This is a genomic window from Blastococcus sp. CT_GayMR20, assembly GCF_004570345.1.
On the sequence record NZ_SPQM01000124.1, the window covers coordinates 1 to 14,058 of the forward strand.

The 14,058-nt window shown below is 72.9% G+C and carries 14 protein-coding genes and 2 pseudogenes; 8 read left to right on the forward strand and 8 right to left on the reverse strand.

Features of this window, described 5'->3' with window-relative positions; genetic code table 11:
• The 4 genes from E4P40_RS21400 to E4P40_RS21415 form a co-directional block, all read right to left on the reverse strand.
• Positions 1 to 334 (reverse strand): tetratricopeptide repeat protein (locus tag E4P40_RS21400; RefSeq protein ID WP_135160468.1); only part of this gene is annotated, 334 nt, incomplete at its 3' end.
• Positions 335 to 405: 71 nt separating this feature from the next.
• Entirely contained in the window at positions 406 to 1,386 is a 981-nt protein-coding gene (locus E4P40_RS21405; protein ID WP_135160469.1) for a TIGR03557 family F420-dependent LLM class oxidoreductase, read from the reverse strand.
• 116 nt (positions 1,387 to 1,502) lie between these two features.
• Positions 1,503 to 2,690 carry an ABC transporter permease gene (locus E4P40_RS21410; protein ID WP_135160470.1) on the reverse strand — a complete coding sequence of 396 codons (1,188 nt, stop codon included), beginning with the start codon at positions 2,688 to 2,690 and terminating at the stop codon, positions 1,503 to 1,505.
• A complete protein-coding gene (locus E4P40_RS21415) occupies positions 2,687 to 3,601 on the reverse strand; it encodes an ATP-binding cassette domain-containing protein (protein WP_135160471.1) in 915 nt (304 codons plus the stop codon). The genes E4P40_RS21410 and E4P40_RS21415 overlap by 4 nt, the downstream gene beginning before the upstream one ends.
• Positions 3,602 to 3,685: 84 nt before the next feature.
• Here E4P40_RS21415 and E4P40_RS21420 point away from each other — a divergent pair, with 84 nt between their 5' ends.
• Positions 3,686 to 4,375: a UdgX family uracil-DNA binding protein gene (locus E4P40_RS21420; RefSeq protein ID WP_135160472.1), complete on the forward strand. Its 690-nt coding sequence runs from the start codon at positions 3,686 to 3,688 to the stop codon at positions 4,373 to 4,375.
• 109 nt (positions 4,376 to 4,484) lie between these two features.
• Here E4P40_RS21420 and E4P40_RS21425 read toward each other — a convergent pair whose 3' ends face one another.
• Together E4P40_RS21425 and pdxH (E4P40_RS21430) are read right to left on the reverse strand one after the other, a co-directional pair.
• Entirely contained in the window at positions 4,485 to 5,867 is a 1,383-nt protein-coding gene (locus tag E4P40_RS21425; RefSeq protein ID WP_167762330.1) for an MFS transporter, read from the reverse strand.
• A complete protein-coding gene (gene pdxH / locus E4P40_RS21430) occupies positions 5,864 to 6,511 on the reverse strand; it encodes a pyridoxamine 5'-phosphate oxidase (RefSeq protein ID WP_135160473.1) in 648 nt (215 codons plus the stop codon). The genes E4P40_RS21425 and pdxH (E4P40_RS21430) overlap by 4 nt, the downstream gene beginning before the upstream one ends.
• 158 nt (positions 6,512 to 6,669) lie before the next feature.
• Here pdxH (E4P40_RS21430) and E4P40_RS29090 point away from each other — a divergent pair.
• A pseudogene (locus E4P40_RS29090) lies at positions 6,670 to 6,780 on the forward strand (hypothetical protein); the annotation flags it as partial.
• A 450-nt stretch (positions 6,781 to 7,230) separates the two neighbouring features.
• Here the strand turns inward: E4P40_RS29090 and E4P40_RS29095 are convergent.
• Positions 7,231 to 7,389, reverse strand: a pseudogene (locus tag E4P40_RS29095) (citrate/2-methylcitrate synthase); the annotation flags it as partial.
• A 158-nt stretch (positions 7,390 to 7,547) separates the two neighbouring features.
• On the opposite strand from E4P40_RS29095, the gene pdxH (E4P40_RS21445) reads away from it, so the two are divergent.
• Positions 7,548 to 8,195 (forward strand): pyridoxamine 5'-phosphate oxidase, encoded by a 648-nt coding sequence (pdxH, locus tag E4P40_RS21445; protein WP_135160473.1) that lies wholly within the window; start codon positions 7,548 to 7,550, stop codon positions 8,193 to 8,195.
• The gene (locus tag E4P40_RS21450; RefSeq protein WP_167762330.1) at positions 8,192 to 9,574 is read left to right on the forward strand and encodes an MFS transporter; all 1,383 of its coding nucleotides are present in this window, start codon (positions 8,192 to 8,194) and stop codon (positions 9,572 to 9,574) included. The genes pdxH (E4P40_RS21445) and E4P40_RS21450 overlap by 4 nt, the downstream gene beginning before the upstream one ends.
• Before the next feature lie 109 nt (positions 9,575 to 9,683).
• Here the strand turns inward: E4P40_RS21450 and E4P40_RS21455 are convergent, their stop codons facing one another.
• Positions 9,684 to 10,373, reverse strand: a complete 690-nt coding sequence (locus tag E4P40_RS21455; protein ID WP_135160472.1) for a UdgX family uracil-DNA binding protein — start codon at positions 10,371 to 10,373, stop codon at positions 9,684 to 9,686.
• An 84-nt stretch (positions 10,374 to 10,457) separates the two neighbouring features.
• On the opposite strand from E4P40_RS21455, the gene E4P40_RS21460 reads away from it, so the two are divergent.
• From E4P40_RS21460 to E4P40_RS21475, 4 genes are all read left to right on the forward strand, one after another.
• A complete protein-coding gene (locus E4P40_RS21460; RefSeq protein WP_135160471.1) occupies positions 10,458 to 11,372 on the forward strand; it encodes an ATP-binding cassette domain-containing protein in 915 nt (304 codons plus the stop codon).
• Positions 11,369 to 12,556, forward strand: coding sequence for an ABC transporter permease (locus E4P40_RS21465; RefSeq protein WP_135160470.1), 1,188 nt, complete (start codon positions 11,369 to 11,371; stop codon positions 12,554 to 12,556). The genes E4P40_RS21460 and E4P40_RS21465 overlap by 4 nt, the downstream gene beginning before the upstream one ends.
• A 116-nt stretch (positions 12,557 to 12,672) precedes the next feature.
• Positions 12,673 to 13,653, forward strand: a complete 981-nt coding sequence (locus tag E4P40_RS21470; protein ID WP_135160469.1) for a TIGR03557 family F420-dependent LLM class oxidoreductase — start codon at positions 12,673 to 12,675, stop codon at positions 13,651 to 13,653.
• A gap of 71 nt (positions 13,654 to 13,724) precedes the next feature.
• Positions 13,725 to 14,058, forward strand: a 334-nt coding sequence (locus E4P40_RS21475; RefSeq protein WP_135160468.1) for a tetratricopeptide repeat protein, incomplete at its 3' end; no start/stop codon positions are given.

A 14,058-nucleotide genomic window follows, 5' to 3' on the forward strand; every position in this document is an offset into this window, starting at 1 on the left:
CCGCCTCGACCGCGCCCCGGTAGGCGCGCATGGCGCCGGCGAGGTCGCCGAGGTCCTCGAGGACCTTGCCGAGGTTGCGCCACGCGTCGGGCTCGCCGGCGTCGAGCGCGACCTCGTAGGCCTCGACCGCCTCGGCGAACCGCTTCTGGGCGGCCAGGGCGTTGCCGAGGTTGAACGACGCGACGCTGTCGCCCAGATCGGCGGCGCGGCGGAAGCACCACTCGGCGTCGACCTGCCGATCCACGTCGGCCAGGTCGCAGCCGAGGTCGATCAGGGCGTAGACGTCGTCGGACCCCTGCAGGCGCGCCAGGCGCGCGTCGAGGTCCTCGGTCATGCCGCTGATCTTGGCGGCCGGAACGCCGCTTGGCGTCTCCCGTCCGGGTGACCTCACCCCAAGGTGGCTGGTCAGCTCCCGAAGGCGTCCCGCCAGGCCGGCATGAGGGTCGACTGCGACCACTCGATGAACGGCTGCTGCTGGTCGCCGCCGATCTGCACGAGGGCGAGGTGGGTGAAGCCGGCGTCGGCGTACTCCTTCGCCGCCTCGAGCACCGCGTCGACGTCGTCGCCGCAGGGGATGCTGCCGGCGACGTCCTCCTCGCGGACGAACTGGCTGGCGGCGTCGAACGCCGGCGGGCCGGGCAGCTCGGCGTTGACCTTCCAGCCGAGACCGAACCAGCGGAAGAGGGTGTGTGCCCGGGTGACCGCGGCGGCCCTGTCCGTCCCGAAGCTGATCGGCATCTGGCCCATCCGGGGCTTGCCCGCACCGCCGGCGGCGTCGAACCACTCGCCGAGCTCCCCCTGCGGCTCCACGGCGATCATCACGTCGGCCAGCTCGCCGGCGATCTCGCAGGACTGCTGACCGGACACCGCGACGCCGATCGGCACCCGCTTGTCCGGCAGGTCCCAGAGCTTCGCGGACTCCACGTCGAAGTGCTCGCCGCGGGCGTTGGTGTAGCCGTCGCCGTCGAACAGGTCGCGGATGATGTGGATCGCCTCGACGAGCATCTCCTGGCGGACGTCGGCCGGCGGCCAGCCCTCGCCCACGACGTGCTCGTTGAGGTTCTCCCCCGAACCCAGTCCCAGGGTGAACCGGCCGTCGGACAGGATCTGCAGCGTCGCGGCCTTCTGCGCGACGACGGCCGGGTGGTACCGGAAGCTGGGGCAGGTGACGTACGTGGTCAGCGGGATGCGGCTGGTGGCCTGGGCAGCGGCGCCGAGGACGGTCCAGGCGTGCGGCGAGTGGCCCATCTCGTCCAGCCACGGGAAGTAGTGGTCGCTGCTGACGGCGAAGTCGAAACCCGCCTCCTCGGCGGCGACCACGTGGGCCACCAGGTCCTTCGGGCCGGCCTGCTCGGTCATCATCGTGTAGCCCAGCTGCATACCCATGCGGCCCGGCTACCCCGGGTCCGTTGCGCCCAATCTGATTCCTTCCGCCAGGCGAAGGCCACCCTTCAGGGACCCGCGGCGAGCCTGCGAGTCGTGGGGGAAAAGTGGTCCTCTTCTCATCCGCGCTCGGCGTTCAGCGCCTCCCGCAGCTTGGTCCTGCCGCTGGTGCGCAGCAGCGCCCCGGCGTAGATCCGCCCGCCGAGCCGCACGATGAGGGCCACGGCGAGCAGCATCAGGACGACGGCCAGCGCGATCTCCCACGCCGCGACCTCGCCCGCCGCCTGGCGCACCGGCATGACCAGTGGCGAGAGGCCCGGCACGTACGAGGTGACCCGTGCCAGGGCGCCGCCCGGATCGGCGGCGGCCTGGATCCCGACGACGAGGCCCCCGATGAGCACGAGCGTCGTCGGCATGATCACGGTGTTCAGGTCCTCCTGCCGGCTCACCAGGGACGCCGCGACGGCGAAGATCGCCGCGTAGAAGCCGTAGCCGAGCACGAACCAGACGACGACCGACACCGCGGTGCTCACCATCTCCCCGGGTATGTCGACGAGGTCGAAGGCGAGCGCGCCGCCGACGCCGACCACCACGATCAGCAGCATCTGCGCGAGCCCGAGCAGCCCGAGGCCGAGGATCTTCCCGGCGAGCAGCTGCCACGGCTTCATCGTCGCCAGCAGCAGCTCGACGACGCGGCTGGCCTTCTCCTCCACCACGCCCTGGGCGACGAACTGCCCGAACAGGATCAGCAGGCTGTAGAGCACGCCGACGCCGATGATCGCGACGATGACCCGCTGGCCGTCGGCGTCGGCGTCCGGCTCCAGGGCGGTCACCCCCACCTCCGGGACGTCGAGGCCCGTGAGTCCTGCCGCCTGCAGCTGCTCGGACACCGACAGCTGCGCCACCGCCCCCTGGACGACGGCCTGCATCTCTGCGCCGGCCGACTGCTCCACCAGCAGCTCGGGCTCGCCGCTCCCCGTCGCCACGAGGACGCAGTCCACGTCACCGTCCTCGATGGCGGCGCGGCCCGCGGCGTCGTCGTCCAGTTCGGTGATCTCGAGATCGACGCCGAGGGCCTCGCCCTGTGTGTCGACCGCCGTCCGCAGCGCCGCGTCCCCCACGATGCCGATCCGGGTCACGTCGCTGCCCGAGCTCAGCGCGACCTGCAGCCCCAGGACGCCGACCAGCACCAGGACGATCACGACCGAGCTGATGATGAAGTTCTTGTCGCGGACGCGGGCGAGGACCTCACGGGCGGCCACCAGGCGGACCATCGACGCGCTGCTGATCCCGCGCGGCTCGCTCATGCTGCCACCTCCTGCGCGGTGGGCGTGGCGACGGCCTCGCGGAACAGCTCCACCAGGGTGGGCTGCTGCCAGGCGAAGTGGGTCACCCGGCCGGTGCGGAGCGCCGACGCCAGAACCGCTTGGTCGTCGGTGCCGTCGGCGAGCTCGAGCACGGTGTCGCCGGCCTGCTCGGAGACCACCCGGACGCCGGACAGCGCGCCGGCCCAGTGCGGAGCCGCATCGGGGACGACGACGCGCAGCAGCCGGCCGGTCTCCCGGCGCCGGAGCTCGTCGACGGTGCCCGTGGCGACCATCCGGCCGCGGGCGAGGATGCCGACCGAGTCGCAGAGCCGTTCCACGAGGTCGAGCTGGTGGCTGGAGAAGACGACCGGCACGCCCTCGCGGACCTGGCCGAGCAGCGCCTCGGCGAGGGAGTCGACCCCGATGGGGTCGAGCCCGGAGAACGGCTCGTCGAGGATGAGCACCTCGGGCCGGCTGACCAGGGCGGCCGCGAGCTGGACGCGCTGCTGGTTGCCCAGCGACAGCTTCTCGACGGCGTCGCCGCGGCGGGCGGCCAGGCCGAGCCGTTCGGTCCACTCCTCCGACGCGCGACGTGAGGAGGCGGCGTCGAGGCCGTGCAGGCGGGCGAAGTAGGCCACCTGCTCGCCGACCTTCATCTTCGGATAGAGGCCGCGCTCCTCTGGCATGTAGCCGATCCGGCGCCGGACGTCGGGATCGAGCGGCTGACCGCGCCAGCGCACCTCGCCGGCGTCCGCGCGCAGGAGTCCCATCGCGATGCGCATGGTGGTGGTCTTCCCGGCGCCGTTGGACCCGCAGAACCCGAACATCGATCCCGGCGCGACGGTGAAGCCCACCCCCTCGAGCACGCGGTTGTCGCCGAAGCTCTTGTGGAGCCCGTCGAACTCGAGCACGTGTCCTCCCGCCGTCGGTCCTGACCGGCACGCTATCGGCCGTCCCCTGTCGCGCCGGGCGGCGACCTGCGGTGTCATCGAGGTGTGACCGAGAACGGCGTCGCCCAGCCACCCAGCGGAGTCGGCCTCGACGGGCTGCGGTCGGCGGCGGCCGGGTGCCGCGCGTGCGAGCTCTGGGAGCCGGCCACCCAGACGGTCTTCGGCGAGGGACCCGTGACCGCTCGGATCGTCTTCGTCGGCGAGCAGCCCGGCGATCAGGAGGACAGGAAGGGCGAGCCGTTCGTCGGCCCGGCCGGGAAGATGCTCGACCGCGCGCTCGACGACGCCGGCATCGACCGCAGGGACACCTACATCACGAACGCGGTGAAGCACTTCCGCTTCACCGTGAAGGGCAAGCGGCGGATCCACCAGACGCCCGGCCCGGAGCACCTGCGCGCGTGCCGGCCGTGGCTGGAGGCGGAGTTCGAGGTGCTCAAGCCGGAGGTGGTGGTCTGCCTCGGCGCGACGGCGGCCAAGGCCCTGATCGCGCCGTCCTTCCGGATCACCAAGGACCGGGGCCGGCTGATCCCCTGGACACCGCCCGGGCTGACTGCCGTCGTGGACGACGGGGACGAGGCCGACGACGACGAGCCGGACGAGGGCGCCCCGGCGCAGACGTGGATGCTCGCGACGACCCACCCGTCGGCGATCCTGCGCACGCCGGACGAGTCCCGGGCCGCGGCGTACGACGCCCTGGTCGCCGACCTGAGGGTGGTCGCGCACGCCCTCGCCTGACAGAGGACCCCTTCCTCCCCACCCTCCGCACTCGGGGCGGCGCCCGGGAGGGGTCCGACGGCCGGAGGCCCGCGCCGGGAGTTCACGTCGTCGGGCAGCGGGTTGCCTCCTAGCTGGTCTCCTTGGCCGAGCGCGACGCCCGGAACAGCCAGAACGACGGCACGACCAGCGCCGTGACGGCCATCGCGACCACGACGACGACACCGCCGGAGACCATCGCCACGCTCACGGACGCCGCGCTCGCGATGGCACCGGCGCGCAGGTCGCCCAGCCGCGGGCCACCCGCGACGACCACGATGAACACGCCCTGCATGCGACCCCGCATGTCGTCGGGTGCCGCCAGCTGGAGCATCGACGACCGCAGGACGGCGCTCACCATGTCCCCGGCGCCGGCCACCGCCAGGCAGAGGACGGCCAGCCAGAGGCTGGGCGCCAGGCCGAAGCCGATGATCGCCACCCCCCAGACGGCGATCGCCGCGAGCACCACCGCACCCTGCCGGTCGACCCGCGACACCCAGCCCGAGGTGAGGCCCGACACCAGCGCCCCGATCGAGATGCCGGCGAACAGCCAGCCCAGGCTGTTCGGGGAGTCGGCGTACCGGGTCTCCGACAGCTCCGGGAACACCGCCTGCGGCCAGGCGAACATCATCGCGATGATGTCGACGACGAACGTCATCAGCAGGACCGGCTGGGTGCGCAGGAACCCGAAGCCCTCACCGACGCCCCGCACGGCCGCCCGCAGCCGCAGCGGTCCGACCACGCCGGCGGGCGGGAGCTTCGGCAGCCCGCGCAGCAGGATCGCGGCGACCAGGAAACCGAGCGCGTCGACCAGGTAGGTCAGGAACAGCTCGCCCATGCCGATCAGGACGCCGGCGAGCAGCGGCCCGACGATCACCCCCGCCTGGCGCACCGTCATCGCCAGCGCGTTCGCGGCGGGCACGCCGGCCGGACCCACGACCGCCGGGATGACCGCGCTCCGGGTCGGCTGGTTGACCGCGGCGAACCCCGAGACGAACGCCGTCAGCACCCAGAGCACGACGAGGTTGCCCCCGCCGGGGAGCAGCGACTGCGCCGCGAGCAGGGCGCTGGTCACCGCCGCACCGACCGAGGTGATGAGGATCAGCGTGCGCCGGTCCATCGCGTCGGCGATCGCCCCGCCCAGCAACCCGAAGACCACCAGCGGGACGAGCGCCACGATCGACGTCACCCCGACCAGCAACGACGAGCCGGTCAGCGCGTAGACCTGGAACGGGACGGCGACCAGCGTCATCTGCTGGCCGAGCATCGTGGCGGCGACGCCCCAGAACAGCCGCCGGAAGTCCGGATTGCGCAGCGGCGCCGTGTCGATCGTCCAGGCCCGCTGCCGCGGGCGCCCCTGCTGCAGGGGCACCGGCTCCTCGACCGCCTTGGCCCCCTCGACCGGGTCGAGGCCCTGCTGCAGGGGCCCGCGCCGAGCTTGCGAGGTGTGGGGGGCAGCGGGGTCCTTCTTCATGGGGCGAGCCGCTGCACGATCCAGCCGCCGCCCTCCTCGTCGTCGCGCACGAACCGCAGCCGGTCGTGCAGCCGGTCCTTACCGCCCTGCCAGAACTCGACCCGCTCCGGGATGACCCGGTAGCCGCCCCACACCGCCGGGCGGGGCACCGGGCCCTCGGGCGTCTGCCCGTCCAGCAGCCGCACGCGGTCGGCGAGCTCGTCCCAGGAGTCGACGACCGTCGACTGCACCGAGGCGACCGCGGCCAGCTGCGAGCCGCGCGGCCGCGGGTCCCACAACCCGTCGGAGGCGGCGTCCCCGATCCGCTCCACCCGGCCGGTCACCCGCACCTGCCGCTGCAGCGCGTGCCACGGGAAGACCATGGCCGCGCGGGGGTTCGCCGCCAGCTGCGCACCCTTCGCCGATGCGTAGCTGGTGCCGAAGATGATGCCGGCCTCGTCGTAGCCCTTCATCAGGACGATGCGGGCATCCGGCGCGCCGTCGGTGTCGGCCGTGGCCAGGACGACCGCGTTCGGCTCGGGCAGTTCGGCGGCCACGACGTCGGCGAACCACCGGTCGAACTGCTCGACCCAGGTCGGCGCGAGCTCCTCCTCGCGCAGCCGGCCGTCGGTGTAGTCCCTGCGCATGCGGGAGAGGTCTGGCACGCCGTCATGCTGACACCGCCGGCCTCGCACGGCTCGCGAGGGGCGGCACGCACGCTCCCCCGCGTGTGCCCGGCGTGTCGGCACCGCCTAGGGTCGTCAGGCAATCGTGCGCGTCATATCCATGCGCGCACGGTCCCGCGCGCAGAGGAGCATGCGAGATGGCCGACGACTTCGTACCAGGACTGGAAGGCGTCATCGCCTTCGAGACCGAGATCGCCGAACCCGACAAGGACGGCGGTGCCCTCCGTTACCGCGGGGTCGACATCGAGGACCTGGTCGGCAAGGTGACCTTCGGCAACGTCTGGGCCTTGCTGGTGGACGGCAAGTTCGGCCCGGGCCTCCCGCCGGCCGAGCCCTTCCCGATCCCCGTCCACACCGGCGACGTCCGCGTGGACGTGCAGGCGGCGCTGGCGATGCTGACGCCGATCTGGGGTTACCGCCCGCTGCTCGACGATCGTGGCGGCCTCGTCGATGCGGCGCTGCGGCACCGCAGGGATGCCGATGCCGCGGGCGGACTGCGCGACGTAGGACAGCGCCATGACGGCGGCCCGGGCGAGCTCCTCGCGGGCCTCCTCGGCGTCGATGTCGAGCAGCGGGCGGTAACCCCAGATCGGCGTCAGCATCGCCAGCGCCGCCTGCACGTCCACGCGGACGTCGCCGGTGTGGACGGGGATCGGGAAGGGCTCGGCCGGCGGGAGGCCCGGGCCGAACTTGCCGTCCACCAGCAAGGCCCAGACGTTGCCGAAGGTCACCTTGCCGACCAGGTCCTCGATGTCGACCCCGCGGTAACGGAGGGCACCGCCGTCCTTGTCGGGTTCGGCGATCTCGGTCTCGAAGGCGATGACGCCTTCCAGTCCTGGTACGAAGTCGTCGGCCATCTCGCATGCTCCTCTGCGCGCGGGACCGTGCGCGCATGGATATGACGCGCACGATTGCCTGACGACCCTAGGCGGTGCCGACACGCCGGGCACACGCGGGGGAGCGTGCGTGCCGCCCCTCGCGAGCCGTGCGAGGCCGGCGGTGTCAGCATGACGGCGTGCCAGACCTCTCCCGCATGCGCAGGGACTACACCGACGGCCGGCTGCGCGAGGAGGAGCTCGCGCCGACCTGGGTCGAGCAGTTCGACCGGTGGTTCGCCGACGTCGTGGCCGCCGAACTGCCCGAGCCGAACGCGGTCGTCCTGGCCACGGCCGACACCGACGGCGCGCCGGATGCCCGCATCGTCCTGATGAAGGGCTACGACGAGGCCGGCATCATCTTCGGCACCAGCTACGCATCGGCGAAGGGTGCGCAGCTGGCGGCGAACCCCCGCGCGGCCATGGTCTTCCCGTGGCACGCGCTGCAGCGGCAGGTGCGGGTGACCGGCCGGGTGGAGCGGATCGGGGACGCCGCCTCCGACGGGTTGTGGGACCCGCGGCCGCGCGGCTCGCAGCTGGCCGCGGTCGCCTCGGTGCAGTCGACGGTCGTCGACTCCTGGGACGAGCTCGCCGACCGCGTGCGGCTGCTGGACGGGCAGACGCCCGAGGGCCCGGTGCCCCGCCCGGCGGTGTGGGGCGGCTACCGGGTCATCCCGGAGCGGGTCGAGTTCTGGCAGGGCGGTAAGGACCGGCTGCACGACCGGCTGCGGTTCGTGCGCGACGACGAGGAGGGCGGCGGCTGGATCGTGCAGCGGCTCGCCCCATGAAGAAGGACCCCGCTGCCCCCCACACCTCGCAAGCTCGGCGCGGGCCCCTGCAGCAGGGCCTCGACCCGGTCGAGGGGGCCAAGGCGGTCGAGGAGCCGGTGCCCCTGCAGCAGGGGCGCCCGCGGCAGCGGGCCTGGACGATCGACACGGCGCCGCTGCGCAATCCGGACTTCCGGCGGCTGTTCTGGGGCGTCGCCGCCACGATGCTCGGCCAGCAGATGACGCTGGTCGCCGTCCCGTTCCAGGTCTACGCGCTGACCGGCTCGTCGTTGCTGGTCGGGGTGACGTCGATCGTGGCGCTCGTCCCGCTGGTGGTCTTCGGGTTGCTGGGCGGGGCGATCGCCGACGCGATGGACCGGCGCACGCTGATCCTCATCACCTCGGTCGGTGCGGCGGTGACCAGCGCCCTGCTCGCGGCGCAGTCGCTGCTCCCCGGCGGGGGCAACCTCGTCGTGCTCTGGGTGCTGACGGCGTTCGTCTCGGGGTTCGCCGCGGTCAACCAGCCGACCCGGAGCGCGGTCATCCCGGCGGTCGTGGGTCCGGCCGGCGTGCCCGCCGCGAACGCGCTGGCGATGACGGTGCGCCAGGCGGGGGTGATCGTCGGGCCGCTGCTCGCCGGCGTCCTGATCGGCATGGGCGAGCTGTTCCTGACCTACCTGGTCGACGCGCTCGGTTTCCTGGTCGCCGCGATCCTGCTGCGCGGGCTGCCGAAGCTCCCGCCCGCCGGCGTGGTCGGACCGCTGCGGCTGCGGGCGGCCGTGCGGGGCGTCGGTGAGGGCTTCGGGTTCCTGCGCACCCAGCCGGTCCTGCTGATGACGTTCGTCGTCGACATCATCGCGATGATGTTCGCCTGGCCGCAGGCGGTGTTCCCGGAGCTGTCGGAGACCCGGTACGCCGACTCCCCGAACAGCCTGGGCTGGCTGTTCGCCGGCATCTCGATCGGGGCGCTGGTGTCGGGCCTCACCTCGGGCTGGGTGTCGCGGGTCGACCGGCAGGGTGCGGTGGTGCTCGCGGCGATCGCCGTCTGGGGGGTGGCGATCATCGGCTTCGGCCTGGCGCCCAGCCTCTGGCTGGCCGTCCTCTGCCTGGCGGTGGCCGGCGCCGGGGACATGGTGAGCGCCGTCCTGCGGTCGTCGATGCTCCAGCTGGCGGCACCCGACGACATGCGGGGTCGCATGCAGGGCGTGTTCATCGTGGTCGTCGCGGGTGGCCCGCGGCTGGGCGACCTGCGCGCCGGTGCCATCGCGAGCGCGGCGTCCGTGAGCGTGGCGATGGTCTCCGGCGGTGTCGTCGTCGTGGTCGCGATGGCCGTCACGGCGCTGGTCGTGCCGTCGTTCTGGCTGTTCCGGGCGTCGCGCTCGGCCAAGGAGACCAGCTAGGAGGCAACCCGCTGCCCGACGACGTGAACTCCCGGCGCGGGCCTCCGGCCGTCGGACCCCTCCCGGGCGCCGCCCCGAGTGCGGAGGGTGGGGAGGAAGGGGTCCTCTGTCAGGCGAGGGCGTGCGCGACCACCCTCAGGTCGGCGACCAGGGCGTCGTACGCCGCGGCCCGGGACTCGTCCGGCGTGCGCAGGATCGCCGACGGGTGGGTCGTCGCGAGCATCCACGTCTGCGCCGGGGCGCCCTCGTCCGGCTCGTCGTCGTCGGCCTCGTCCCCGTCGTCCACGACGGCAGTCAGCCCGGGCGGTGTCCAGGGGATCAGCCGGCCCCGGTCCTTGGTGATCCGGAAGGACGGCGCGATCAGGGCCTTGGCCGCCGTCGCGCCGAGGCAGACCACCACCTCCGGCTTGAGCACCTCGAACTCCGCCTCCAGCCACGGCCGGCACGCGCGCAGGTGCTCCGGGCCGGGCGTCTGGTGGATCCGCCGCTTGCCCTTCACGGTGAAGCGGAAGTGCTTCACCGCGTTCGTGATGTAGGTGTCCCTGCGGTCGATGCCGGCGTCGTCGAGCGCGCGGTCGAGCATCTTCCCGGCCGGGCCGACGAACGGCTCGCCCTTCCTGTCCTCCTGATCGCCGGGCTGCTCGCCGACGAAGACGATCCGAGCGGTCACGGGTCCCTCGCCGAAGACCGTCTGGGTGGCCGGCTCCCAGAGCTCGCACGCGCGGCACCCGGCCGCCGCCGACCGCAGCCCGTCGAGGCCGACTCCGCTGGGTGGCTGGGCGACGCCGTTCTCGGTCACACCTCGATGACACCGCAGGTCGCCGCCCGGCGCGACAGGGGACGGCCGATAGCGTGCCGGTCAGGACCGACGGCGGGAGGACACGTGCTCGAGTTCGACGGGCTCCACAAGAGCTTCGGCGACAACCGCGTGCTCGAGGGGGTGGGCTTCACCGTCGCGCCGGGATCGATGTTCGGGTTCTGCGGGTCCAACGGCGCCGGGAAGACCACCACCATGCGCATCGCGATGGGACTCCTGCGCGCGGACGCCGGCGAGGTGCGCTGGCGCGGTCAGCCGCTCGATCCCGACGTCCGGCGCCGGATCGGCTACATGCCAGAGGAGCGCGGCCTCTATCCGAAGATGAAGGTCGGCGAGCAGGTGGCCTACTTCGCCCGCCTGCACGGCCTCGACGCCGCCTCCTCACGTCGCGCGTCGGAGGAGTGGACCGAACGGCTCGGCCTGGCCGCCCGCCGCGGCGACGCCGTCGAGAAGCTGTCGCTGGGCAACCAGCAGCGCGTCCAGCTCGCGGCCGCCCTGGTCAGCCGGCCCGAGGTGCTCATCCTCGACGAGCCGTTCTCCGGGCTCGACCCCATCGGGGTCGACTCCCTCGCCGAGGCGCTGCTCGGCCAGGTCCGCGAGGGCGTGCCGGTCGTCTTCTCCAGCCACCAGCTCGACCTCGTGGAACGGCTCTGCGACTCGGTCGGCATCCTCGCCCGCGGCCGGATGGTCGCCACGGGCACCGTCGACGAGCTCCGGCGCCGGGAGACCGGCCGGCTGCTGCGCGTCGTCGTCCCCGATGCGGCTCCGCACTGGGCCGGCGCGCTGTCCGGCGTCCGGGTGGTCTCCGAGCAGGCCGGCGACACCGTGCTCGAGCTCGCCGACGGCACCGACGACCAAGCGGTTCTGGCGTCGGCGCTCCGCACCGGCCGGGTGACCCACTTCGCCTGGCAGCAGCCCACCCTGGTGGAGCTGTTCCGCGAGGCCGTCGCCACGCCCACCGCGCAGGAGGTGGCAGCATGAGCGAGCCGCGCGGGATCAGCAGCGCGTCGATGGTCCGCCTGGTGGCCGCCCGTGAGGTCCTCGCCCGCGTCCGCGACAAGAACTTCATCATCAGCTCGGTCGTGATCGTCCTGGTGCTGGTCGGCGTCCTGGGGCTGCAGGTCGCGCTGAGCTCGGGCAGCGACGTGACCCGGATCGGCATCGTGGGGGACGCGGCGCTGCGGACGGCGGTCGACACACAGGGCGAGGCCCTCGGCGTCGATCTCGAGATCACCGAACTGGACGACGACGCCGCGGGCCGCGCCGCCATCGAGGACGGTGACGTGGACTGCGTCCTCGTGGCGACGGGGAGCGGCGAGCCCGAGCTGCTGGTGGAGCAGTCGGCCGGCGCAGAGATGCAGGCCGTCGTCCAGGGGGCGGTGGCGCAGCTGTCGGTGTCCGAGCAGCTGCAGGCGGCAGGACTCACGGGCCTCGACGTCCCGGAGGTGGGGGTGACCGCCCTGGAGCCGGACGCCGACGCCGACGGCCAGCGGGTCATCGTCGCGATCATCGGCGTCGGCGTGCTCTACAGCCTGCTGATCCTGTTCGGGCAGTTCGTCGCCCAGGGCGTGGTGGAGGAGAAGGCCAGCCGCGTCGTCGAGCTGCTGCTGGCGACGATGAAGCCGTGGCAGCTGCTCGCCGGGAAGATCCTCGGCCTCGGGCTGCTCGGGCTCGCGCAGATGCTGCTGATCGTGGTGGTCGGCGTCGGCGGCGCGCTCGCCTTCGACCTCGTCGACATACCCGGGGAGATGGTGAGCACCGCGGTGTCGGTCGTCGTCTGGTTCGTGCTCGGCTACGGCTTCTACGCGGCGATCTTCGCCGTCGCGGCGTCCCTGGTGAGCCGGCAGGAGGACCTGAACACCGTGATCATGCCGACGACGCTCGTGCTCATCGGGGGCCTCGTCGTCGGGATCCAGGCCGCCGCCGATCCGGGCGGCGCCCTGGCACGGGTCACCTCGTACGTGCCGGGCCTCTCGCCACTGGTCATGCCGGTGCGCCAGGCGGCGGGCGAGGTCGCGGCGTGGGAGATCGCGCTGGCCGTCGTCCTGATGCTGCTCGCCGTGGCCCTCATCGTGCGGCTCGGCGGGCGGATCTACGCCGGGGCGCTGCTGCGCACCAGCGGCAGGACCAAGCTGCGGGAGGCGCTGAACGCCGAGCGCGGATGAGAAGAGGACCACTTTTCCCCCACGACTCGCAGGCTCGCCGCGGGTCCCTGAAGGGTGGCCTTCGCCTGGCGGAAGGAATCAGATTGGGCGCAACGGACCCGGGGTAGCCGGGCCGCATGGGTATGCAGCTGGGCTACACGATGATGACCGAGCAGGCCGGCCCGAAGGACCTGGTGGCCCACGTGGTCGCCGCCGAGGAGGCGGGTTTCGACTTCGCCGTCAGCAGCGACCACTACTTCCCGTGGCTGGACGAGATGGGCCACTCGCCGCACGCCTGGACCGTCCTCGGCGCCGCTGCCCAGGCCACCAGCCGCATCCCGCTGACCACGTACGTCACCTGCCCCAGCTTCCGGTACCACCCGGCCGTCGTCGCGCAGAAGGCCGCGACGCTGCAGATCCTGTCCGACGGCCGGTTCACCCTGGGACTGGGTTCGGGGGAGAACCTCAACGAGCACGTCGTGGGCGAGGGCTGGCCGCCGGCCGACGTCCGCCAGGAGATGCTCGTCGAGGCGATCCACATCATCCGCGACCTGTTCGACGGCGACGGCTACACCAACGCCCGCGGCGAGCACTTCGACGTGGAGTCCGCGAAGCTCTGGGACCTGCCGGACAAGCGGGTGCCGATCGGCGTCGCGGTGTCCGGTCAGCAGTCCTGCGAGATCGCCGGCGAGCTGGCCGACGTGATGATCGCCGTGGAGCCGCAGGGGGAGCTCGGCGAGTGGTTCGACGCCGCCGGCGGTGCGGGCAAGCCCCGGATGGGCCAGATGCCGATCAGCTTCGGGACGGACAGGGCCGCCGCGGTCACCCGGGCACACACCCTCTTCCGCTGGTTCGGTCTCGGCTGGAAGGTCAACGCCGAGCTGCCCGGCCCGCCGGCGTTCGACGCCGCCAGCCAGTTCGTCCGCGAGGAGGACGTCGCCGGCAGCATCCCCTGCGGCGACGACGTCGACGCGGTGCTCGAGGCGGCGAAGGAGTACGCCGACGCCGGCTTCACCCACCTCGCCCTCGTGCAGATCGGCGGCGACCAGCAGCAGCCGTTCATCGAGTGGTCGCAGTCGACCCTCATGCCGGCCTGGCGGGACGCCTTCGGGAGCTGACCAGCCACCTTGGGGTGAGGTCACCCGGACGGGAGACGCCAAGCGGCGTTCCGGCCGCCAAGATCAGCGGCATGACCGAGGACCTCGACGCGCGCCTGGCGCGCCTGCAGGGGTCCGACGACGTCTACGCCCTGATCGACCTCGGCTGCGACCTGGCCGACGTGGATCGGCAGGTCGACGCCGAGTGGTGCTTCCGCCGCGCCGCCGATCTGGGCGACAGCGTCGCGTCGTTCAACCTCGGCAACGCCCTGGCCGCCCAGAAGCGGTTCGCCGAGGCGGTCGAGGCCTACGAGGTCGCGCTCGACGCCGGCGAGCCCGACGCGTGGCGCAACCTCGGCAAGGTCCTCGAGGACCTCGGCGACCTCGCCGGCGCCATGCGCGCCTACCGGGGCGCGGTCGAGGCGG

What these genes read in the sequence shown, in the direction of transcription:
- E4P40_RS21405 (WP_135160469.1), bottom strand. Translation starts at nt 1,386, where the DNA reads ATGGGTATGCAGCTGGGCTACACGATGATGACCGAGCAGGCCGGCCCG.
- E4P40_RS21410 (WP_135160470.1), bottom strand. Translation starts at nt 2,690, where the DNA reads ATGAGCGAGCCGCGCGGGATCAGCAGCGCGTCGATGGTCCGCCTGGTG.
- E4P40_RS21425 (WP_167762330.1), bottom strand. Translation starts at nt 5,867, where the DNA reads ATGAAGAAGGACCCCGCTGCCCCCCACACCTCGCAAGCTCGGCGCGGG.
- E4P40_RS21450 (WP_167762330.1), top strand. Translation starts at nt 8,192, where the DNA reads ATGAAGAAGGACCCCGCTGCCCCCCACACCTCGCAAGCTCGGCGCGGG.
- E4P40_RS21465 (WP_135160470.1), top strand. Translation starts at nt 11,369, where the DNA reads ATGAGCGAGCCGCGCGGGATCAGCAGCGCGTCGATGGTCCGCCTGGTG.
- E4P40_RS21470 (WP_135160469.1), top strand. Translation starts at nt 12,673, where the DNA reads ATGGGTATGCAGCTGGGCTACACGATGATGACCGAGCAGGCCGGCCCG.